Source organism: Sphingopyxis sp. (assembly GCF_041916015.1).
GTDB lineage: Bacteria > Pseudomonadota > Alphaproteobacteria > Sphingomonadales > Sphingomonadaceae > Sphingopyxis.
The window spans coordinates 68929-86689 of record NZ_JAYSAH010000076.1 but is presented as its reverse complement, the minus strand read 5'-3'; the positions used below and the strand labels follow the sequence as shown (position 1 = coordinate 86689).

19 protein-coding genes are annotated in these 17761 nt (G+C 66.3%); 8 read left to right on the top strand and 11 right to left on the bottom strand.

The genetic code is table 11. The annotated features are described in order from the left end of the window. Window positions 1–97: 97 nt before the first annotated feature. On the bottom strand, window positions 98–1471 hold the full coding sequence (locus ACE3SL_RS11315) for an OprO/OprP family phosphate-selective porin (RefSeq protein ID WP_374525836.1): 1374 nt from the start codon (window positions 1469–1471) through the stop codon (window positions 98–100). A gap of 220 nt (window positions 1472–1691) precedes the next feature. On the opposite strand from ACE3SL_RS11315, the gene ACE3SL_RS11310 reads away from it, so the two are divergent. Together ACE3SL_RS11310 and ACE3SL_RS11305 are read left to right on the top strand one after the other, a co-directional pair. Continuing rightward, a complete protein-coding gene (locus ACE3SL_RS11310; RefSeq protein WP_374525835.1) occupies window positions 1692–2594 on the top strand; it encodes an SDR family oxidoreductase in 903 nt (300 codons plus the stop codon). Between the two features lie 229 nt (window positions 2595–2823). Then, complete coding sequence (locus tag ACE3SL_RS11305) at window positions 2824–3897, top strand: hypothetical protein (RefSeq protein WP_374525834.1); 1074 nt, start codon at window positions 2824–2826, stop codon at window positions 3895–3897. On the opposite strand, the gene ACE3SL_RS11300 is transcribed toward ACE3SL_RS11305, so the two are convergent. From ACE3SL_RS11300 to ACE3SL_RS11275, 6 genes are all read right to left on the bottom strand, one after another. Next, a complete protein-coding gene (locus tag ACE3SL_RS11300) occupies window positions 3875–4222 on the bottom strand; it encodes a DUF2794 domain-containing protein (RefSeq protein WP_374525833.1) in 348 nt (115 codons plus the stop codon). The two genes, ACE3SL_RS11305 and ACE3SL_RS11300, sit on opposite strands and share 23 nt — an antisense overlap. After that, window positions 4222–4929 carry a serine O-acetyltransferase gene (gene cysE / locus ACE3SL_RS11295; RefSeq protein WP_374525832.1) on the bottom strand — a complete coding sequence of 236 codons (708 nt, stop codon included), beginning with the start codon at window positions 4927–4929 and terminating at the stop codon, window positions 4222–4224. The genes ACE3SL_RS11300 and cysE overlap by 1 nt, the downstream gene beginning before the upstream one ends. 86 nt (window positions 4930–5015) lie before the next feature. Next, a complete protein-coding gene (locus ACE3SL_RS11290; RefSeq protein ID WP_374525831.1) occupies window positions 5016–5651 on the bottom strand; it encodes a hypothetical protein in 636 nt (211 codons plus the stop codon). 125 nt (window positions 5652–5776) lie between these two features. Further along, window positions 5777–7180: a pyruvate dehydrogenase complex E1 component subunit beta gene (locus tag ACE3SL_RS11285; RefSeq protein WP_374525830.1), complete on the bottom strand. Its 1404-nt coding sequence runs from the start codon at window positions 7178–7180 to the stop codon at window positions 5777–5779. Window position 7181: 1 nt separating this feature from the next. Then, entirely contained in the window at window positions 7182–8252 is a 1071-nt protein-coding gene (pdhA, locus tag ACE3SL_RS11280; protein WP_374525829.1) for a pyruvate dehydrogenase (acetyl-transferring) E1 component subunit alpha, read from the bottom strand. A 130-nt stretch (window positions 8253–8382) separates the two neighbouring features. Further along, complete coding sequence (locus ACE3SL_RS11275) at window positions 8383–8679, bottom strand: septum formation initiator family protein (RefSeq protein ID WP_374525828.1); 297 nt, start codon at window positions 8677–8679, stop codon at window positions 8383–8385. 201 nt (window positions 8680–8880) lie between these two features. Between ACE3SL_RS11275 and ACE3SL_RS11270 the strand changes: the two genes are divergently transcribed. After that, window positions 8881–10812 carry a prolyl oligopeptidase family serine peptidase gene (locus ACE3SL_RS11270; protein WP_374525827.1) on the top strand — a complete coding sequence of 644 codons (1932 nt, stop codon included), beginning with the start codon at window positions 8881–8883 and terminating at the stop codon, window positions 10810–10812. Between the two features lie 54 nt (window positions 10813–10866). On the opposite strand, the gene eno is transcribed toward ACE3SL_RS11270, so the two are convergent. Then, the gene (gene eno, locus ACE3SL_RS11265; RefSeq protein WP_374525826.1) at window positions 10867–12141 is read right to left on the bottom strand and encodes a phosphopyruvate hydratase; all 1275 of its coding nucleotides are present in this window, start codon (window positions 12139–12141) and stop codon (window positions 10867–10869) included. A 225-nt stretch (window positions 12142–12366) separates the two neighbouring features. Between eno and ACE3SL_RS11260 the strand changes: the two genes are divergently transcribed. From ACE3SL_RS11260 to ACE3SL_RS11240, 5 genes are all read left to right on the top strand, one after another. After that, on the top strand, window positions 12367–12906 hold the full coding sequence (locus tag ACE3SL_RS11260) for a hypothetical protein (RefSeq protein ID WP_374525825.1): 540 nt from the start codon (window positions 12367–12369) through the stop codon (window positions 12904–12906). A 7-nt stretch (window positions 12907–12913) separates the two neighbouring features. Then, window positions 12914–13366, top strand: coding sequence for a phage holin family protein (locus ACE3SL_RS11255; RefSeq protein WP_374525824.1), 453 nt, complete (start codon window positions 12914–12916; stop codon window positions 13364–13366). Then, the gene (locus ACE3SL_RS11250; RefSeq protein WP_374525823.1) at window positions 13366–13737 is read left to right on the top strand and encodes a hypothetical protein; all 372 of its coding nucleotides are present in this window, start codon (window positions 13366–13368) and stop codon (window positions 13735–13737) included. The genes ACE3SL_RS11255 and ACE3SL_RS11250 overlap by 1 nt, the downstream gene beginning before the upstream one ends. After that, window positions 13718–14089 carry a hypothetical protein gene (locus ACE3SL_RS11245; RefSeq protein WP_374525822.1) on the top strand — a complete coding sequence of 124 codons (372 nt, stop codon included), beginning with the start codon at window positions 13718–13720 and terminating at the stop codon, window positions 14087–14089. Before ACE3SL_RS11250 ends, ACE3SL_RS11245 begins: the two co-directional genes overlap by 20 nt. A 79-nt stretch (window positions 14090–14168) precedes the next feature. Beyond that, window positions 14169–14384: a DUF4170 domain-containing protein gene (locus tag ACE3SL_RS11240; protein WP_374525821.1), complete on the top strand. Its 216-nt coding sequence runs from the start codon at window positions 14169–14171 to the stop codon at window positions 14382–14384. 113 nt (window positions 14385–14497) lie between these two features. Here ACE3SL_RS11240 and ACE3SL_RS11235 read toward each other — a convergent pair whose 3' ends face one another. From ACE3SL_RS11235 to ACE3SL_RS11225, 3 genes are all read right to left on the bottom strand, one after another. Next, a complete protein-coding gene (locus tag ACE3SL_RS11235) occupies window positions 14498–14776 on the bottom strand; it encodes an ETC complex I subunit (RefSeq protein ID WP_374525820.1) in 279 nt (92 codons plus the stop codon). A gap of 131 nt (window positions 14777–14907) precedes the next feature. After that, entirely contained in the window at window positions 14908–17373 is a 2466-nt protein-coding gene (hrpB, locus tag ACE3SL_RS11230) for an ATP-dependent helicase HrpB (RefSeq protein WP_374525819.1), read from the bottom strand. After that, window positions 17370–17756 carry a DUF1801 domain-containing protein gene (locus ACE3SL_RS11225; protein WP_374525818.1) on the bottom strand — a complete coding sequence of 129 codons (387 nt, stop codon included), beginning with the start codon at window positions 17754–17756 and terminating at the stop codon, window positions 17370–17372. Before ACE3SL_RS11225 ends, hrpB begins: the two co-directional genes overlap by 4 nt. Window positions 17757–17761: the final 5 nt, after the last annotated feature.

Here is a 17761-nt window from a genome sequence, read left to right as displayed (position 1 = left end):
AAGCGGCATTCTGCGTCTCTCTGCCTCGTCATTCCCGCGCGAGCGGGAATGACGAAAGCAGGAATGGCTACCCTCCGCCCCAATGCCGCCCCGTCGATCAGAAGTCGAATTGCGTCCGCAGCCCGAACGCATCCGCCGAATAATCCCGGTCGCCGTTGGCAGCCCCGAGCGCGGCATTGTCATACATCAGATGGCCGTAATTGGCGGTGACGCGAATATAGGAGATCGGCGCCCAGACGAGCGAGACGCCGACCGTCCGCTGCCGGCCGCCGACGATGCCGGCGTCGGTCAGGTCGATATGGTCGTAGCGCGCGTTGACCTCGATCGCGCCCGGCCCGCCGTCGGTGATCGGCCGCTTCGGCGACAGGCGATCGAAGGCGCCGTCCTTGTACCCGCGGCTGTCGCCCCTGGTCAGCACATAGCCGACCTCGGCATAGCCGCCGAAGAAGGTGGGATTGGCGAGGCCGGGACGGCTCGCCTTCTGCCAATAGGCTTCGCTCGCGACGTGGAATGGCCCGTTGATGACGGCGCCTTCCAGCCCCAGTCCGCGTTCGCTGGTGACGGTGAAAATGCCCGTATCGACGATCCGCGCGTCGGTCGTGTGGACGAACGGCCGCGGCGCATAGCGCACCCCGCTCGGCCCGTCGTTGAGCTTGCGCCAGTGCGCAGACCCGGCGAGATGGACCTGCGTGTCGCCGAATGTCGGCATCCACACCGCGCGCCCGTCGAGGCTGAAGCTGTTGTCCGTGTCGCTGAGCAGGTCGTTGGCATTGCCGCCGAACACGCCGCCCTGCAGCAGAAAGTCCTTGCCCTTATACTGACCCGACAGGCCGACACGGCGCTTGAAATTGAATGCCTGGGTGAAGGACGCGCGTTCGGCGAAGCTGGTGAACAGGTCGCTGGTCAGTTCGTCGAGCGACCAGAAAGGCTTGACCTGACCCACGGTCACCGAGAAGGGCCCCGGCCCGTAAGTCAGATAGACGTCGCTGAGTTCGACCCCGCTGTTCGCGACATCCGCCTCGATGCGGTAGCTCACGCCGCCCGGAATCTTGCCATCGAAGCCAAGGTAGATGCGGCGGAACTCGGTCCCGACCCCGCCGCGCGCCTTGGTGACGCCCTCGGGCGCGTCGATGCTCGCGACATCGACCTGCATCCGCCCGCGCGGCTTGAAGCTCCAGCCGTCGGCGGTCTTGATCTCGGGCGCGCCCTTCCAGACGATTTCGGTCGCGGGCTTCGCGGTCACCGCCGGCGGAGCGGCAGGAGCCGGCGCGGGCGCGACGACGGGCGCCGATGCCGGTTGCCCCGTCGCGGCATCGAGCCGCGCCTCGAGCGTCTGCACCTGCCTCTTCAGCGCCTCGATCTGCGCGCGGAGATCGGCGGCTTCCCCGGCGCTCATCGCCTGCGCGTGTGCAGTCTGCGGCAGGGTGAACATCGTCGTCGCCAGGAAAGCGGCGGTCAGAAAGGGTCGCATGAGGGAATTGCTCCGCTGTATTAGGTGACAATCTCGCGGCGCTCCTATGACCGTCAGATGACAGTTGCACGTCATTTTCATGACATTTCTGTTTCAATGCGCGTTTTCGTTCATCGCCATTCGCCCCCTTGCCTGCCCGCCGCGAACGGCTAAGGACGGGCCAGCTTTCTTGGCCAGTTTTTGCGGGCAACCTTTTCGGCGGCCCTTTCGGGAGATCATCATGACGATCAAATTTGACGGGCGTGTTGCTATCGTGACCGGCGCGGGTGGCGGGCTCGGCCGCGCCTATGCGCTCGAACTCGCCCGCCGCGGCGCGAAGGTCGTGGTCAACGACCTCGGCGGTTCGCGCGACGGCACCGGCCATTCGGACGCGGCGCTCGCCGTCGTCGAGGAAATTCGCGCTGCGGGCGGCACCGCCATGTCGAACGGCGGCAGCGTCACCGAATATGATCATATGGCCGAAATGGTCGCCAGGGCGAAGGCCGAGTGGGGCAGCGTCGATATCCTGATCAACAACGCCGGCATCCTGCGCGACAAGAGCTTCGCGAAGATGGAGCCCGCCGATTTCGACCTGGTCGTACAGGTCCATCTGCTCGGCAGCGCGAACGTCACCAAGGCGGCGTGGGACATCATGCGCGAGCAGGCCTATGGCCGCATCCTGATGACCGCCTCGTCGACCGGCCTCTACGGCAATTTCGGGCAGGCCAATTATGGCGCGGCGAAGCTGGGCCTCGCGGGCCTCACCAAGACGCTGCATCTCGAAGGCGCGAAGTACAACATCCGCTGCAACACGATCGCACCGGTCGCGGGCACGCGCATGACCGAGGACATCTTCCCGCCCGAACTGTTCGAAAAGTTCACGCCCGAGAATGTCGTTCCGGCCGCGCTCTATCTCGTCAGCGAGGATGCGCCGACGAACATGATCGTCGGTGCCGGTGCCGGCGCCTTCCACGCCGCCTATGTCACCATGACCCCCGGCGTCGCGCTCCCTGAAGGCGAGCGCACCCCCGAGGGTGTGGCCGCAGCATGGGACAAGATCATCGACCGCAATGGCGAGACGGTGCCCCAGTCGGGCGCCGAACAGTCGATGGCGGTGATGAAGGCGTTGCAGGCGCTGGGCTGAACAGACAATCCTCCCCGTGGCGAAGCCATCGGGAGGTGGCAGCGGTGCAGCCGCTGACGGAGGGGCGTTGGCGCAAACGTGGCGGCCCCTCCACAACCTTCGGTGCCCCCCTCCCCACCGCTCCGCGGCAGGGAGGATCTGCAGCAGCGCATCACTGTATTGACACAGCAATACGCATATGCCACAAAGCTGGCGGGGCAAGGGGATCGGACCTGGAAGGACGACCCCGATGTATAGTGAAAGCGACCTGCAAGCCGCGGTCGATGCGAGGATATTGACGCCGGAGGCCGCGCAGGCTTTTCGGGCACATATTGCGTCGGTACGCGAAGCCCCCGGAGCGGACGAGGAATCCTTCCGCCTGATCACCGGTTTCAACGATATTTTCGTCAGCATCGCGGCAGTGATCCTGCTCGTAGCGGTCGCGTGGATCGGCCAGTCGATCCATACCGCGCTGGCCGGCGCCTTCGTCGCCACCTCGGCATGGGGCCTCGCCGAATATTTCACCCGCCGCCGCCGCATGGCGCTGCCCAGCATCGTTCTCGTCCTCGCCTTTTCGGGCGGGGTCTTCGCGACGATGGTCGGCTTTCTCGTCCGTCACGGCGAGAATATCTTCGGCAACGACATCAGCGAAACGACCGGCGCGATACTGGTCGGCGCGATGGCGCTGGTGACTGCGGGCGCGACCTGGTTCCACTGGAAGCGCTTCATGGTGCCGATCACCGTCGCCGCCGGAACCGCCGCGCTCGCCGCGACCGCGGTCGCGCTCGTCCTCGCCGCGACGGGCGTGCCCAGCCCCGACGGGACGTTGCCGATGGTGCTCGTGCTGATCGCCGGGCTCGGCGTCTTCGCGCTCGCCATGTGGTGGGACAAGAGCGACCGCGCGCGCCAGACGCGGCGCAGCGACGTCGCCTTCTGGCTTCACCTGCTCGCCGCGCCGATGATCGTCCATCCGATCTTCCATCTGATCGGCGTGACGCGCGGCGACAATATCGGCAGCGGCGCCGCGCTGCTCGTCGTCGCCATCTATGTCGCCTTCGGACTGATCGCGCTCGCGATCGACCGCCGCGCGCTGCTCGTCTCGGCGCTCGCCTATGTGCTGTTCGCGATGACGCAGCTGTTCCGCACCTTCGGCGCGGTCGAGCTCAATGTCGCGCTGACCGCCTTCGTGATCGGATCGGCGCTGCTGCTGCTCTCGGCCTTCTGGCAGAATGCACGGGCGGCGGTGGTCGGGCTCCTCCCTGCCAACCTCGCCGATCAGCTACCGGCGACGGTGCGGGCCGTCAGTCCCCAACCAGCTTCATAAGCTTGCGTTCGACGGGGGCGAGCACGTTCGCGAGTTCGTCCCCGCGTTTCAATATCGCCCCGGCTTCGGAGACAAGGGCCCACATGCCCTGCCGGCTCCGCAAGGCGGGGCGTTTTTCTATGCGATATTCGGGTCGCTCGGCGGCGCGGCGAAAGGCCGAGAAGATCGCGGCATCGCGGTGGAAATCCATCGCATAGTCGCGCCAGTGCCCCGCCGCGACCATCCGGCCGTAAAGATCAAGGATGCGCATCAATTCGGTGCGCTCGAAGCCGGTCTGCTGCGGTGCCGCCCTGTTCGCGAACGGCAGAGGCGTCACGGTTCCCATCAGGCGCTTTTCCGGCCTCCCTTGCGCGGCGCCGCGTCAGCCGCATCGCGCTCCGCCATCAACGCCGCAAGCTGCTTCTGCATCTGTTCGAGCTGGCATTGCAGCAGTTCGATCTTCTGTGTCGCAGGGTCGAAGGTTTCGCTGCACGGGGTGCCATAAGGCACGAACTCGCGCGCATATTCGGTCGCGTCGAGCAGCGTCGAGCGCGCGGGAATGCCGACCATCACCGCGCCCTCGGGCACGTCCTTGGTCACCACTGCATTGGCGCCGACGCGCGCGCGCGGATTGACGGTGACGGGGCCGAGAATCTGCGCGCCCGAGCCGACGATCACATCGTCGCAGAGCGTCGGATGGCGCTTGCCGCCGATGCCGTTCGCGGGATCGGTGCCGCCGAGCGTCACATCCTGATAGATCGAGACATTGTCGCCGATCTCCGCGGTCTCGCCGATCACGACGCCGAAGCCGTGATCGATGAACAGATGGCGGCCGATCTTCGCGCCGGGGTGGATGTCGATGCCGGTCAGCCAGCGCGACAGATGATTGACGAAGCGCGCGAGGAAGAACAGGTCAGCCTCGAACAGCCAGTGCGCGATGCGGTGCATCCCGACCGCGAGCAGCCCCGGATAGAGAAGAATTTCCCAGCGCGACCGCGGCGCCGGATCGCGCGCCTTGATCGAATCCAGATAGGCGACAAGCCCGTTGAACATCCGAATGTCCCCTGCGACCCTATTTCTGTACCGCGCAAGATAGATGTTCGGCGGCGGTATTTCCACCCCCGGCGCACTTTATTCCGTCAGCGGCCGATCAGACCGATGCGGAACAGCAGCAAGCCCTCGCCGCGCCACTGGCGATCGCCGTCGTTCGCGGCGACAAGCGCGGCCCAGCGGTCGAGCATCAGCAGCGCCTTGTTTCCCGCGAAAATGGCGCGCGGGGGTTTCGGCCGGTCGCGCGCATCGGCAAGCATTTGCCGCGCCTCGCTTTCGCCCTCTTGCAGGCTGGCGCCCCAGAGCAATCCCCAGCGCGCGCCGCCTCCACCACCCGACAGGCGGAACAGCGCCTCGCCAAAGCCGGCCGCAGCATCGCGTCGCGGCGCGCCATCCTCGGCGAGCAGCATCGCCTCGGCCGCATCGACGAGTGCGCCTAGGCCGCTCTGCCCCGCCCATGTCGCCTGCAGCTCGGCAAGCAGCGGCTCGCCCTTCGGCAGCGCCGCGGGGTCGGCCGCGAGCATCGCCATCATATCGCGCCACCAGGCCAGCTTGATCTGCCCGATCAGCGGCTCGCGCGCGTCCTGCAACAATTTCGCTAGTCGCTCGGCAAGCGCCCATAGTGCCGCGAGTGCCGCGCGCCGCTCACGAGGCACCGCCACCATAACGCGCGGATCGCGGATGTCGGGGTAATGAGGCCTGTCAGAGCTGACGTCGGTTTCCATGCCCGCGCGCTATCATTTCAGCTTCGTCATTGCGACCCCGGCGAAAGCCGGGGGAAGCAATCCAGAGCTGCCTTGCGCCGTACTGGATTGCTTCGTCGCTTCGCTCCTCGCAATGACGAGGGAAATTATCCGCGATTGGTGATCGCCTTCACCGCCGCGATCACCCGCGGCGTGTCGACCAGCGCCGCCTTTTCGAGATTATGCGCATAGGGCAGCGGCACATCCTCGTTGCAGACGCGAACGACGGGAGCATCGAGATCGTCGAAGCCCCGCTCCATCGCGACCATCGCGAGTTCGCTCGCGATCGAGCAGGTCGGCCAGCCTTCCTCGACGACGACGAGGCGGTTGGTCTTCTTCAGGCTTTCGAGCACCGTCTCGGTATCGAGCGGACGCAGGGTGCGCAGATCGATGACCTCGGCCTCGACCCCCTCGCCCGCCAGCGCATCGGCGGCTTCGAGCGCGAGCCCGACGCCGATCGAGTAGGAGACGATGGTGACGTCCTTGCCCTCGCGCATGATCCGCGCCTTGCCGATCGGCAGGACATAGTCGGCGACGTCGGGTACGTCGAAGCTGCGGCCGTAGAGCAGTTCGTTCTCGAGGAAGACCACCGGGTCCTCGCTGCGGATCGCGGCCTTGAGCAGACCCTTGGCATCGGCGGCGTCATAAGGCGAGATCACGATCAGGCCGGGAACGCTGGCGTACCAGGGGGCATAGTTCTGGCTATGCTGCGCGGCAACGCGGCTGGCGGCACCGTTGGGGCCGCGGAACACGATCGGGCAGCGCATCTGGCCCCCCGACATGTAGTTGGTCTTCGCGGCCGAGTTGATGATGTGGTCGATCGCCTGCATCGCGAAGTTGAAAGTCATGAACTCGATGATCGGACGCAGGCCTCCCATCGCGGCGCCCGTGCCCAGACCGGCGAAGCCATATTCGGTGATCGGGGTATCGATGACGCGGCGCGCCCCGAATTCCTCGAGCAGCCCCTGCGTCACCTTGTACGCCCCCTGATATTCGGCGACTTCCTCGCCCATCACGAAGATGCGGTCGTCGGCCCGCATTTCCTCGGCCATCGCGTCGCGCAGCGCCTCGCGGACAGTCAGGCGGACCGTCGCGGTTCCCGCGGGGATCGACGGATCGGCGGCGCGAACGGCAGGAGCGGGCTTCGCGACCTTTTCTTCCTTTTGCCCTGAGCTTGTCGAAGGGCCGCTCTTCTCTTCTTGCGACGCCGAAGAGGAGGACGGTGCTTCGACGGGCTCAGCACGAACGGGCTTTGAGGACGCCTCTTCGCCCTCGCCCGCGATCGTTGCGATCACGGTGCCGACCTTCACATTGTCGGTGCCCTCGGGAATCAGGATCGACGCGATCGTGCCTTCATCGATGGCCTCGAACTCCATCGTCGCCTTGTCGGTTTCGATCTCGGCGAGGATGTCGCCCGACTTGACCGTATCGCCTTCCTTGACGAGCCACTTGGCGAGCGTGCCCTCTTCCATCGTCGGCGACAGCGCCGGCATCTTCAGTTCGATCGCCATCTCAATATTGCTCCACCAGCACGTCGGTATAAAGGTCTGCAAGGTCGGGTTCGGGGGCGCTTTCGGCGAAGTCGGCCGCGTCGCTCACGATCTGGCGGATTTCCTTGTCGATCTCCTTGAACTTGTCTTCACCGATCCCGGCATCGGTCATCAGCTTTTTCAGATGTTCGATCGCGTCCGACTTGTCGCGCACCGCCTGCACTTCCTCGCGGCTGCGATACTTGGCGGGGTCGGACATCGAGTGGCCGCGATAGCGATAGGTCTTGAGCTCCATCAGCACCGGGCCCTTGCCGGCGCGCACCCATTCGAGCGCCGCTTCGGCCGCGCCGCGCACCGCGAGCACGTCCATGCCGTCGACCTGCATGCCGGGGATGCGGAAGCTTTCGCCGCGGCGATAGAGCTGATCCTCGGCCGACGACCGGTTGACCGAGGTGCCCATCGCGTACTGGTTGTTCTCGATCACGAAGATGATCGGCAGCTTCCAGAGCTCGGCCATGTTGAAGCTCTCGTACACCTGGCCCTGGTTCGCGGCGCCGTCGCCGAAATAGGCCATGGCGACGCCGCCGTCACCGCGGTACTTGTGCGCGAAGGCGAGCCCGGTGCCGAGCGACACCTGCGCGCCGACGATGCCGTGGCCGCCATAGAATTTATGTTCGACGCTGAACATGTGCATCGAGCCGCCCTTGCCGTGCGAGATGCCCGCGGCGCGGCCGGTCAGTTCGGCCATGATGACCTTGGGGTCGATACCATAAGCAAGCATGTGGCCGTGATCGCGGTAGCCGGTGATCACGCTGTCCTTGTCGCCGTCGAGCGCCGATTGCAGCCCCACCGCGACCGCTTCCTGACCGATGTAGAGGTGGCAGAAACCGCCAATCAGGCCGAGGCCGTAGAGCTGCCCCGCCTTTTCCTCGAAGCGCCGGATCAGCAGCATCTCGCGATAGAATTTTTCGAGCTCCGCAGGAGTCGCGTCATAGGGGGCGGGATCGCGCGGGGATTCGCGATTGGTCGCGGGAGCGGGGGTGGAGGCGGTCTTCTTCGGCGCAGCAGTCTTGCGCACAGGGGCTTTGGCCAAGGCGGGTTTCCTTTACGGTTAGCCGTTACGGCAAGGCTTCCCTATAGGAGCGCCCCACCCCGTTTGGCAACGCCCGCTTGGGCATAGCTGTGATGCTGTTTTCGTATGCAGCCAATACGGGCGAAAGCCCTCAAGGCTTCGCGCCGGGCTCCACCGGAATCGCGATCTCGTCGGGATGCATGACCCCCAGCTTCTCGCGCACATATTCGTCGGCGAGGTCGGGATCGACGCGGCGCCGGTCGAGCAAGTTGACGCGGTTCTGAAGCTCGCCCTGCTTCTTCGCGAGCTCGGTCAGGATCACGCGCTTCTTCTCGACCGACTGGCTGTAGTCGCCCCAGGCATAGAGGCCGGTCGGCCCGAAGATGATATAGCCGATCATCGCGAGCACCGCGATCAGCGCCACCGCGGGGCCGATCGCCCGGTTCATCGATTTCCGTAATTTGTGGCGCTGCTGCATTTCCGCCCTTGAATCAGAGTTGATTCGCGGCGTCAAGGCGGAGAAGCTGCCTTTTCCACGGGAATCGCCGATTTGCGAGGCGATCCTCCCCGAGTAAGCCGGAATGCGTTTTACCCTAGTAATACAGTCGGTGGTCTGGCACCATGCGCGCCATACAAGAGAGGAACGATCATGCGCCCGATCCTGACTGCCGCCCTGCTCGCCACTGCCTCGCCGCTCGCCGCGCAGGTCGCGACCCCCGAACGCCCGATCACCGATCCCGGAACGATCGGCTCGCCCGCAAATCCTGACGCGCACCCCGTGCCGCTCGACGACATCGGCGTCACGCGCGCGCTGTACGACGCCGTGTGGAGCGCCGACGGCAAGCAGCTCTTCATCGCCACCGACCTGACCGGCCGCGTCAACATCTGGCGCATGGCGGCCGATGGCAGCTGGCCGGTGCAGATGACCCAGTCCGACGATGCCCAGTCGGGCCTCGCCGTCTCGCGCGACGGCCAATGGCTCTATTTCACGCAGGATCTCGGCGGGAACGAATATTCTGACATCTACCGCGTCCCCTCAGGTGGCGGCGCGGTCGAAAATCTGACGAACACGCCCGAACGCAGCGAAACGGGATTGCTCGTCGCACCGACCGGCGGGCTGGTCGCGCTTTCGACGAAGCTCAAATCCGAAGGGCAGACCAATCTGGCGGTGATGGACGCCAGCGGAAAGATTCGCGGACTGACCGCCGAAAAGGACCCGCAATATAATTGGAGCGCGGCCGCGTGGGTCGATGGCGGCAAAGCGGTCATCGCCAATCGCGCCAGCGTCGATGGGACGGTCGGCGAAATCTGGCGGATCGACGCCGCAAGCGGCGCGGCGACCAAGCTGCTCGCGAAGCCGAAAACGATCTATTTCGCGAGCGGTGCAAGCGCCGACGGCAACACGATCGCGGTCACGACCGACGAAGGCACCGGGCAGTCGCATGCCGGCATCTATAGCGTCGCGACGAAGAAATGGCGCGGACTCGCCCCGACGCCGTGGGAAGAAACGAGCGACGTCATGACCCCCGACGGCCGGTCGATGATCGTGCGCACCAACAACGACGGGCGCTCCACACTGTCACGCGTCGATCTGGCTACGATGACGAAGACCGACCTCGCGCTCGATCCGGGCCGTGCCACGGTGCCGGGCCTCGCCGCGTTCGCGCCCGACGGCCGGCATATGCTCGTCACGCGCAGCGGCGCGGATTCGCCGACGATGCTCTATTCCTATGACCTTGCCGCGAACAAGGCGGTGCCGGTGGTGCCGCTCGCGATGGCGAGCCTCGCGCCGGCAATGCTCCCCAAATCGCAGATCGTGACCTACAAGAGCTTCGACGGCACGCCGATCAGCGCGATCGTGACGATGCCGTTCAACCTGAAACGCGACGGCAGCAACCCGGCGATCGTCATGCCGCACGGCGGCCCGACCGGGCAGGCGCAGGACGGCTTCTCGCGCTACGCCACCGCCTTCGCGACGCGCGGCTATGTCGTCATCCAGCCGAATTTTCGCGGCTCGACCGGATATGGCAAGCCGTTTCAGGAAGCGAATATCAAGGACCTCGGCGGCGGCGATTTGAAGGATACCGTCGCGGCCAAGACCTTCCTTGTCGCCTCGGGCTATGTTGACCCGAAGAAGGTCGGTATCTTCGGCGGCTCCTATGGCGGGTTCATGACGCTGATGGCGATCGGGCGCACTCCCGACGAGTTCGCGGCCGCCGTGCAATGGTACGGGATCATCAACTGGCGGACGATGTACCGCGACCAAGACGAATTGCTGCGCGCCTATCAGCGCGCGCTGCTCGGCACGCCCGACGAGAATCCCGACGTCTATGACGCCTCGTCGCCGCTCACCTATATCAAGGCCGCCAAGGCGCCGCTGCTCAGCCTGCAGGGTGAGAACGACATTCGTGTGCCCAAGGGGCAGGCCAAGGAGGTCGAGGACATATTGAAGGCCAAGGGCAACACCGTCGAGACGATCTTCTACCCCGCCGAAGGCCATGGCTTCCAGAAGCGCGAAAACCAGCTCGACGCGCTGCGCCGCACGATCGGCTGGTTCGACAAATATCTGAAGGGGAAGTGAGCCTTTCCTTCGTCACCCCGGATCATATCCGGGTGACGAAATCTGCAGCAAAGCTTACCCGAAGATCGCCATCCCCGGATAGCGCGCCATGTCGCCCAGTTCTTCCTCGATGCGGATGAGCTGGTTGTACTTGGCGAGCCGGTCGGAACGCGCGAGGCTGCCGGTCTTGATCTGGCCGCAGTTGGTCGCGACCGCGAGGTCGGCAATCGTCGAGTCTTCGGTCTCGCCCGAACGGTGCGACATCACCGCCGTGTAGCGCGCGCGGTGCGCCATATCGACCGCGTCGAGGGTTTCGGACAGCGTACCGATCTGGTTGACCTTGACGAGCAGCGAGTTGGCGAGGCCGGTCCTGATGCCTTCCTCCAGACGCGCCGGGTTGGTCACGAACAGGTCGTCGCCGACGAGCTGGCACTTGTCGCCGATCAGGTCGGTCAGTGCCTTCCAGCCGGTGAAGTCGTCTTCGCTCATCCCGTCCTCGATCGACTTGATTGGATAGTCGTTCACGAGCGCGGCGAGATAGTCGGCCATTTCTTCTGGGCTGAGCGAAAGGCCTTCACCACTGATCTCGTACTTGCCGTTCTTGAAGAATTCGGTCGCGGCGCAATCGAGCGCGAGCACGACGTCGCTGCCGAGCTTGAAGCCCGCCTGCTCGACCGAGGCGGCGATGAAGTCGAGCGCGGCGCGGGTCGAAGCGAGGTTCGGAGCGAAGCCGCCCTCGTCGCCGACGGCCGTCGCAAGGCCCTTCGCCGACAGGCCCTTCTTCAGCGTGTGGAAAATCTCGCTGCCCCAGCGCACGGCTTCGGCGATGCTGCCGGCGCCGACGGGCATGATCATGAATTCCTGCACATCGATCGGATTGTCGGCATGCTCGCCGCCGTTGATGATGTTCATCATCGGAACGGGAAGCGTGCGCGCCGACACGCCGCCGACATAGCGGTAGAGCGGCAGGCCGCGCGCGTCGGCGGCGGCCTTTGCGGCAGCAAGGCTGACGCCGAGGATCGCATTGGCGCCGAGGCGGCTCTTGTTCGCAGTGCCGTCGAGGTCGATCATCGCCATGTCGAGTTCGCGCTGGTCCTCGGCATCGAGGCCGATCAGCGCATCGGCAATCTCGGTGTTCACGGCGGCGACCGCCTTGGTCACGCCCTTGCCGAGGTAGCGCGCCTTGTCACCGTCGCGCAGCTCGACCGCCTCATGCGCGCCGGTCGAGGCGCCCGAGGGCACCGCGGCGCGGCCGAAGCTGCCATCCTCCAGCAGCACATCGACTTCGACGGTGGGATTGCCTCGGCTGTCGAGAATTTCGCGGCCGTGGATGTCGATGATGGCGGTCATGGAGGTCGTCCTGCTGAAGCCCGTGCGGCGGGGCATTGGAGAAAGCGCCCGCCTGTTATCGGCGGGTTGCCCTTAGTGCAACCACCGCATGGGTGTCGGGCGGTAATTTTGCGAACCTATGGAACCATTCGGCGCGCCTTGCTATATATCTGGACAGAACCGAAAAGGGTTTGCGACCGTCATCCCCCGGCGGCACGAAACCCGATAAAGAAGAGGACAGTGCCCATGGCCAAAGCCGCTACTCCCGCCGCCAAGAAAGCCGCGCCGAAAGCGCCCGCGAAAGCCGCTGCCACCAAGGCCGCGCCCGCGCGCAAACCCGCCGCGGCGAAAGCGCCCGCCAAGGATCATCCCATCCGCGACCAGCTTGCGGCGACGCGCGCCACGATCAAGTCGGAAGCTTCCAAGAAGGCCGCCTCGCTGAAGGAAGAAGCGACGACGCTCGCGAACCAGGCGTCGGCCAAGGCACGCGATGCCGCGACCAAGGGCAAGGACAAGGCCGCCGAAGCCGTCGGCAGCCTCGCCAAGATGCTTGAGGACAGCGCCGGCACCGTCGATACGAAATTCGGCAAGCAGTACGGCGACTATGCCCGTTCGGCCGCCTCGACGGTCGCCGGTCTCGCCTCGACGCTCGACAAGAAGGATTTAGACGAACTCGCCGCATCGACCAAGGATATGGTCAAGAAGAACCCGGCGGTCGCGGTCGGCGCCGCGGCGGTGATCGGCTTCGTGCTCGCGCGGATGCTCAAGGGCGGCTCGAACGACTGACAGCAGCTTGCCGCACGTTAATCCCGATACACCGCCCCCGTCCGAGCCGCGCGGCTTCGACGGCGTGAGCCACGGCTATGCGCCGGATGGCCGGCCGGCCCAGCCGCCGCCGGTCCCGCTCGACAAGATCGTCGGCGATGTCGTCGATAATCTGTCGGCGACCGCGAAAGCCGAACTCGCGCTGCTCGAAGCGCGCAGCGAACTGGCGCTGCACGGCGCCAGTTGGACGGCGGGCTGGGGTGCCGTCGCGGCATCCGCCGCCGGGATCGCGATGCTGGCGCTGGCGTTCGGCGCGATCCTGGTGCTGATGCCGCACGTCGGGCCGCTGCTCGCGACGCTGATCGTCGTCGCGGTTCTGCTTGCCGTGGCCGCTTTCGCGGGCTGGCGCGCGCAGATCGCCTATAACGACATTCGCACCGCGCTTCGCCGCGATCTGACCAACGAAGGGATCGACGACTGATGCCGGGAACGCGCAATCGCCTGATCAACGCCGCCCGGCGCTCGATGCTCCAGCGCGCCGAACTGCATCGCAAGCTCGATGCGGCCCAGGCGGCGCTTCGGCCGAAAGCACTCGTCGCGCGCGGCAAATATCGCCTCGGCGAAACGATCGACGACGCCGCGCATGTCGTGCGGCAGGAGTTTCGCGACAATCGCTTGCCGATCGCGCTCGCCGCGGTTGCTGGCACCCTTTGGATTTTCCGCGAGCCGATCAAGGAACATGCGCCGAAGCTGGCGCAAAAGGCGCAGGATCTGGCCGAAGCGGCCATTGAGAAATTCCGGCCCGATACGGCCGAACAGGATGGGAAGGAAGATGATGAAGCCGCTGAGTGAAACCGCGAACGAAGCGCGGGCAAAAGCGAGTGAACTTGCCGAGAAAACCGCCGAAAATGCGCGCGCCACCGCCGAGGCCGCGAAGGCGCGCATCCAGGACGGCTATGGCCGCGCCCGCGCCGCGACGAGCGACCTCGCCGCGAGGGCAAGCGAGCAGGCCGACGCCGCGCGCGAGGTAGCGGGCGAAGCCTATGCCAAGGGCAAGGCCCAGGCGAAGCGCGCGAACAGCAAGCTCAAGGACGTGGCCGAGAAGCAACCTCTGGCGCTCGTTGCCGGGGCGGTCGCGGTCGGCGCGCTACTTGGCTCGCTGCTGCCGAAATCCCTTCGCCGCAGCGACGACGACGAAGCCTGAGCCGACTTGCCGCAGCGGCAAAGCGCTGGTAGGGGCGCGCATCCTCCCCTTCCAGTGCTACCCGCAAGGAAAGCTAGCCATGAGCAAATTGCACCTCGTGTTCGGCGGACGCGTCAGCGATCCGCAGGGCCTCGATTTCGTCGATCTGAACGCCCTCGACGTCGTCGGCCTGTTCCCCGACTATAAATCGGCCGAAAAGGCCTGGCGCGCCGCCGCCCAGCGCACCGTCGACGATGCCGAGATGAAATATGTCGTCGTCCATCTGCACAAATTGCTGCAGCCGGAAGCGGAGTAACATCAGGACGAAGTATCAATCTCCGTCATTGCGAGCGAAGCGAAGCAATCCAGAGCAGGCGTAAACCGCTCTGGATTGCTTCGCTTCGCTCGCAATGACGTATTTATTTGAACTCAGCGGAAATTGTCGGCGTAGGCCTGAATCTTCAGCGTCCGGACCGGCGTTTCCGTAACCTCGACCTCGATGCCCTTTTTCGCGGCATAGGCGAGCGCCTCGTCGCGCGTCGCAAAGCCCAGGCGAAGCTGGCGCTGGGTGTCGCCGCTGCCCGCCCAGCCCATCAGCGGATCAGCCTTGCGCGCTTCGGCGGGCGCATATTCCAGCATCCAGCGCTGCGTACCGGCACGGCCCGACTGCATCGCATTCTTGGGCTTCTGGAAAATACGCGCTTTCATCGAAGATCGTCCTGACAGGGTGACTCTGCCGCCGCCTTAGCGCCAAGCGAAGTGCGCGGAAAGGGGGAAAGCCGTGTTCCCCCTCTCGTCACTCCGAACTTGATCCGGGTGACGATTACAAAAAGCAGGGTCTATCCCGCATCGCGCCGCGTCTGCGCCGCCTTGGTGAGCAGCGTCGGCCGCGCGGTCGCCGGATCGTCGGGCCAGCTATGCTTCGGATAGCGCCCGCGCATCTCCTTCGCGACCTCGGACCAGCTTCCGCTCCAGAAGGAGGCGATGTCGCGGCTCGTCTGGATCGGGCGATGCGCGGGCGAGGTCAGCGCCAGCACCAGCGGCACCGGCGGCTCGCCGATCGCCGGATGGCGCGCGAGGCCGAACATCTCCTGCACGCGCACACTGACCGTAGGGCCGCCGTCGGCGCCATAGTCGATCGCGTGGCGGCTGCCCGCGGGGGTCACATAATCGGCGGGGGCGAGCTTTTCGAGCAATTGCCGCGCGGGCCAATCGAGCAGGCCCAACAGGGCGTCCGAGAGACGCTGGTCGCCGATATCGCGCAGCCCGCGCGATTTTTCGAGCAACGGTGCGAGCCAGATATCGAGGCTGTCGGCGAGCGCAGGCGCCGACAGCGTGTCGAGCCCCGCAAACGATGCACGCTGGCGCAATGCCTGCGAAACCGGCCCCCAGCCGATCAGGCCAAGCCCCTTTTCACGCACGGCGGCGAGACGGACCGCGACGTCATCCTCGGCGCCCTCCTTGCGCCCGGCCTGCCCGCTCGACAGCGCAATCGCACCAAGCCGCCGCTCGCGGCGGTGGTCGACGCGGTCGCCGTCCGCATCGTAGCGGCTCGCCGAGCGGCTTTCGATCCGGCCGGCAAAGATCGCCTCGACCTCGGCCAGCGTGAGCGGCGCCGCGCCGAGAATGCGGACGCCCGCGGCATGGCCCTGCGCATCGGCGATGGCGAGCCATTCGCTATTCGCCAGCGGATCGAGCGGGTCGAGCCTGTAGGCACGGCCTCCCACACTCAGATATTCGCCGCGTTGCCCTGCCCGCTGGCGCGCGACGCGGTCGGGCCAGGCGGTCGCGATCCAGCCGCCGACCGAGCGCTCTTCCAGTCCGCCCGCACCCACGGTGAGCTTCTCGCCGACCCCCGCCAGCCGGCGTGCCAGCCGCCATGCCCCCTCGGCACGGTCGCCCTTCATGCCCCGCCAGCGCGAAAGCCGCGCCTCGACATCGACCCCGCGCCCGCCGAGCCCCGGCTCGGTGAGCAGCACCGCCAGCCTGGCCGCCCTATCGGCCTCGCCCGCCCGCGCCGCGTCGAGCAGCATATGCGCAAGCGGCACCGGTAGCGGGATCGCGGCGAGCGCCTTGCCGTGCGCGGTGATCCGCCCGTCGTCGCCGAGCGCGCCGATGGCCTGCAAGCGCGCCTTCGCTTCTAAGATCGCCGCGGGCGACGGCGGATCGAGCCAGCCGAGCTGACGCGGATCGACGATTCCCCAGCTTGCGCAGTCGAGCACGACAGGCATCAGGTCGTTCTCGTGGATTTCGGGCGGATCGAAGGGCGGCATCCCCGCCGTCGCCGCAGCTTCCCACAAGCGATAGGCGACCCCCGGCCCCTGCCGCGCCGCCCGGCCCGCGCGCTGGGTCGCCGACGCCTGACTCGCGCGTTCGGTGACGAGCCGTGCGATCCCCGCTGCCTTGTCGAAGCGCGGGCGCCGCGACAGGCCCGCGTCGATCACGATCCGCACGCCCTCGATGGTCAGGCTGGTCTCGGCGATGCTCGTCGCGAGGATCAGCTTGCGCCCGCCGTCGGGATCGCGAACGAGCGCCCGCCGTTGCATCGCCGGGTCGATCTGGCCGTGCAGCCGGTGGACGACGAGCGGCAACCCCGCATCCTCGACGGCTGCCGCAGCGCGCTCGATGTCGGCGGCGCCGGGGAGAAAAGCGAGCATGTCGCCCTCAGCCTCATCGGCCATCGCCTGCCGCACCGCCCCCAGCACGCTTGCCTCCAGCCGGTCTTCGGCGCGGCGACCCACATGTCGCAGCTCGAGCGGCCAGCTCTTACCCTCGCTCTTCACCACCGGCGCATCGCCAAGCAACGCCCCGAAACGCGCGCCGTCGAGCGTCGCCGACATGGCGACGAGGCGGAGGTCGTCGCGCAGTCCCTGCTGCGCATCGATCGCGAGCGCGAGCGCGAAGTCGCCGTCGAGGCTGCGTTCGTGCACCTCGTCGAACAGCACTGCCGACACGCCCTGCAGTTCGGGATCGGCGAGGATGCGGTTGCGGAACAGCCCCGGCGTCATCACCAGCAGCCGCGTCGCCGCCGACTGCTTGCTGTCGAGCCGCGTCGCATAACCGACCCGGCCGCCCACAGCCTCGCCCATCTCCTCGGCGATGCGCTCGGCCGCCGCGCGCGCCGCGAGCCTGCGCGGCGAGAGCAGCCAGACATGGCCCTTGCACCATGGCTGATCGAGGAGCGCGGGCGCGACGCGCGTCGTCTTCCCGGCACCCGGCGGCGCGACAACCACCGCATTGGGCTTCAGCAGCAGCGCCGCCATGATATCGGGCAGCACCGCGTCGATCGGGAGCAACTGCCTCATCTTCGCGCCGCGGGATTGCCCAGTTCGATATTGAGCCGATAGGCTTCGGCCGCCAGCCGCGCGACCTCCTCCGCTGTCACCTCGGTCGCTTCGGTCATCACCAGATTGCCGAGTTCATATTTGCCGCTCGCCTTGATCCGCGGATCGACCTCACGCAGCCTCTTGCCGCGCCAGAAGCCGAGCAGCACGCGATGTTCCTCGGCGCGGATCAGAATGCACGGACCGTTCGCCACGAAAACGAGGTTGGTCCATTTGATCGTCTCGTCGAACGGCGCGGCCGCCATGATCGCGGCGCGCATCATCGTGCAATGCTTGAGCTGCCAGCCCGAAAGCGCGGCGATATAGGCATCGGGACTTTCCGCCGCTGGGCCCATCATCGCCATCGAAG

Coding starts and splice junctions, on each gene's coding strand:
- ACE3SL_RS11305 (WP_374525834.1), top strand. CDS start 2,824: ATGTATAGTGAAAGCGACCTGCAAGCCGCGGTCGATGCGAGGATATTG.
- ACE3SL_RS11290 (WP_374525831.1), bottom strand. CDS start 5,651: ATGGAAACCGACGTCAGCTCTGACAGGCCTCATTACCCCGACATCCGC.
- ACE3SL_RS11235 (WP_374525820.1), bottom strand. CDS start 14,776: ATGAAAGCGCGTATTTTCCAGAAGCCCAAGAATGCGATGCAGTCGGGC.
- ACE3SL_RS11250 (WP_374525823.1), top strand. CDS start 13,366: ATGCCGGGAACGCGCAATCGCCTGATCAACGCCGCCCGGCGCTCGATG.
- cysE (WP_374525832.1), bottom strand. CDS start 4,929: ATGTTCAACGGGCTTGTCGCCTATCTGGATTCGATCAAGGCGCGCGAT.
- ACE3SL_RS11240 (WP_374525821.1), top strand. CDS start 14,169: ATGAGCAAATTGCACCTCGTGTTCGGCGGACGCGTCAGCGATCCGCAG.
- ACE3SL_RS11310 (WP_374525835.1), top strand. CDS start 1,692: ATGACGATCAAATTTGACGGGCGTGTTGCTATCGTGACCGGCGCGGGT.
- ACE3SL_RS11300 (WP_374525833.1), bottom strand. CDS start 4,222: ATGGGAACCGTGACGCCTCTGCCGTTCGCGAACAGGGCGGCACCGCAG.
- eno (WP_374525826.1), bottom strand. CDS start 12,141: ATGACCGCCATCATCGACATCCACGGCCGCGAAATTCTCGACAGCCGA.
- ACE3SL_RS11245 (WP_374525822.1), top strand. CDS start 13,718: ATGATGAAGCCGCTGAGTGAAACCGCGAACGAAGCGCGGGCAAAAGCG.
- ACE3SL_RS11275 (WP_374525828.1), bottom strand. CDS start 8,679: ATGAACCGGGCGATCGGCCCCGCGGTGGCGCTGATCGCGGTGCTCGCG.
- ACE3SL_RS11260 (WP_374525825.1), top strand. CDS start 12,367: ATGGCCAAAGCCGCTACTCCCGCCGCCAAGAAAGCCGCGCCGAAAGCG.
- ACE3SL_RS11285 (WP_374525830.1), bottom strand. CDS start 7,180: ATGGCGATCGAACTGAAGATGCCGGCGCTGTCGCCGACGATGGAAGAG.
- hrpB (WP_374525819.1), bottom strand. CDS start 17,373: ATGAGGCAGTTGCTCCCGATCGACGCGGTGCTGCCCGATATCATGGCG.
- ACE3SL_RS11225 (WP_374525818.1), bottom strand. CDS start 17,756: ATGGCGATGATGGGCCCAGCGGCGGAAAGTCCCGATGCCTATATCGCC.
- ACE3SL_RS11315 (WP_374525836.1), bottom strand. CDS start 1,471: ATGCGACCCTTTCTGACCGCCGCTTTCCTGGCGACGACGATGTTCACC.
- ACE3SL_RS11270 (WP_374525827.1), top strand. CDS start 8,881: ATGCGCCCGATCCTGACTGCCGCCCTGCTCGCCACTGCCTCGCCGCTC.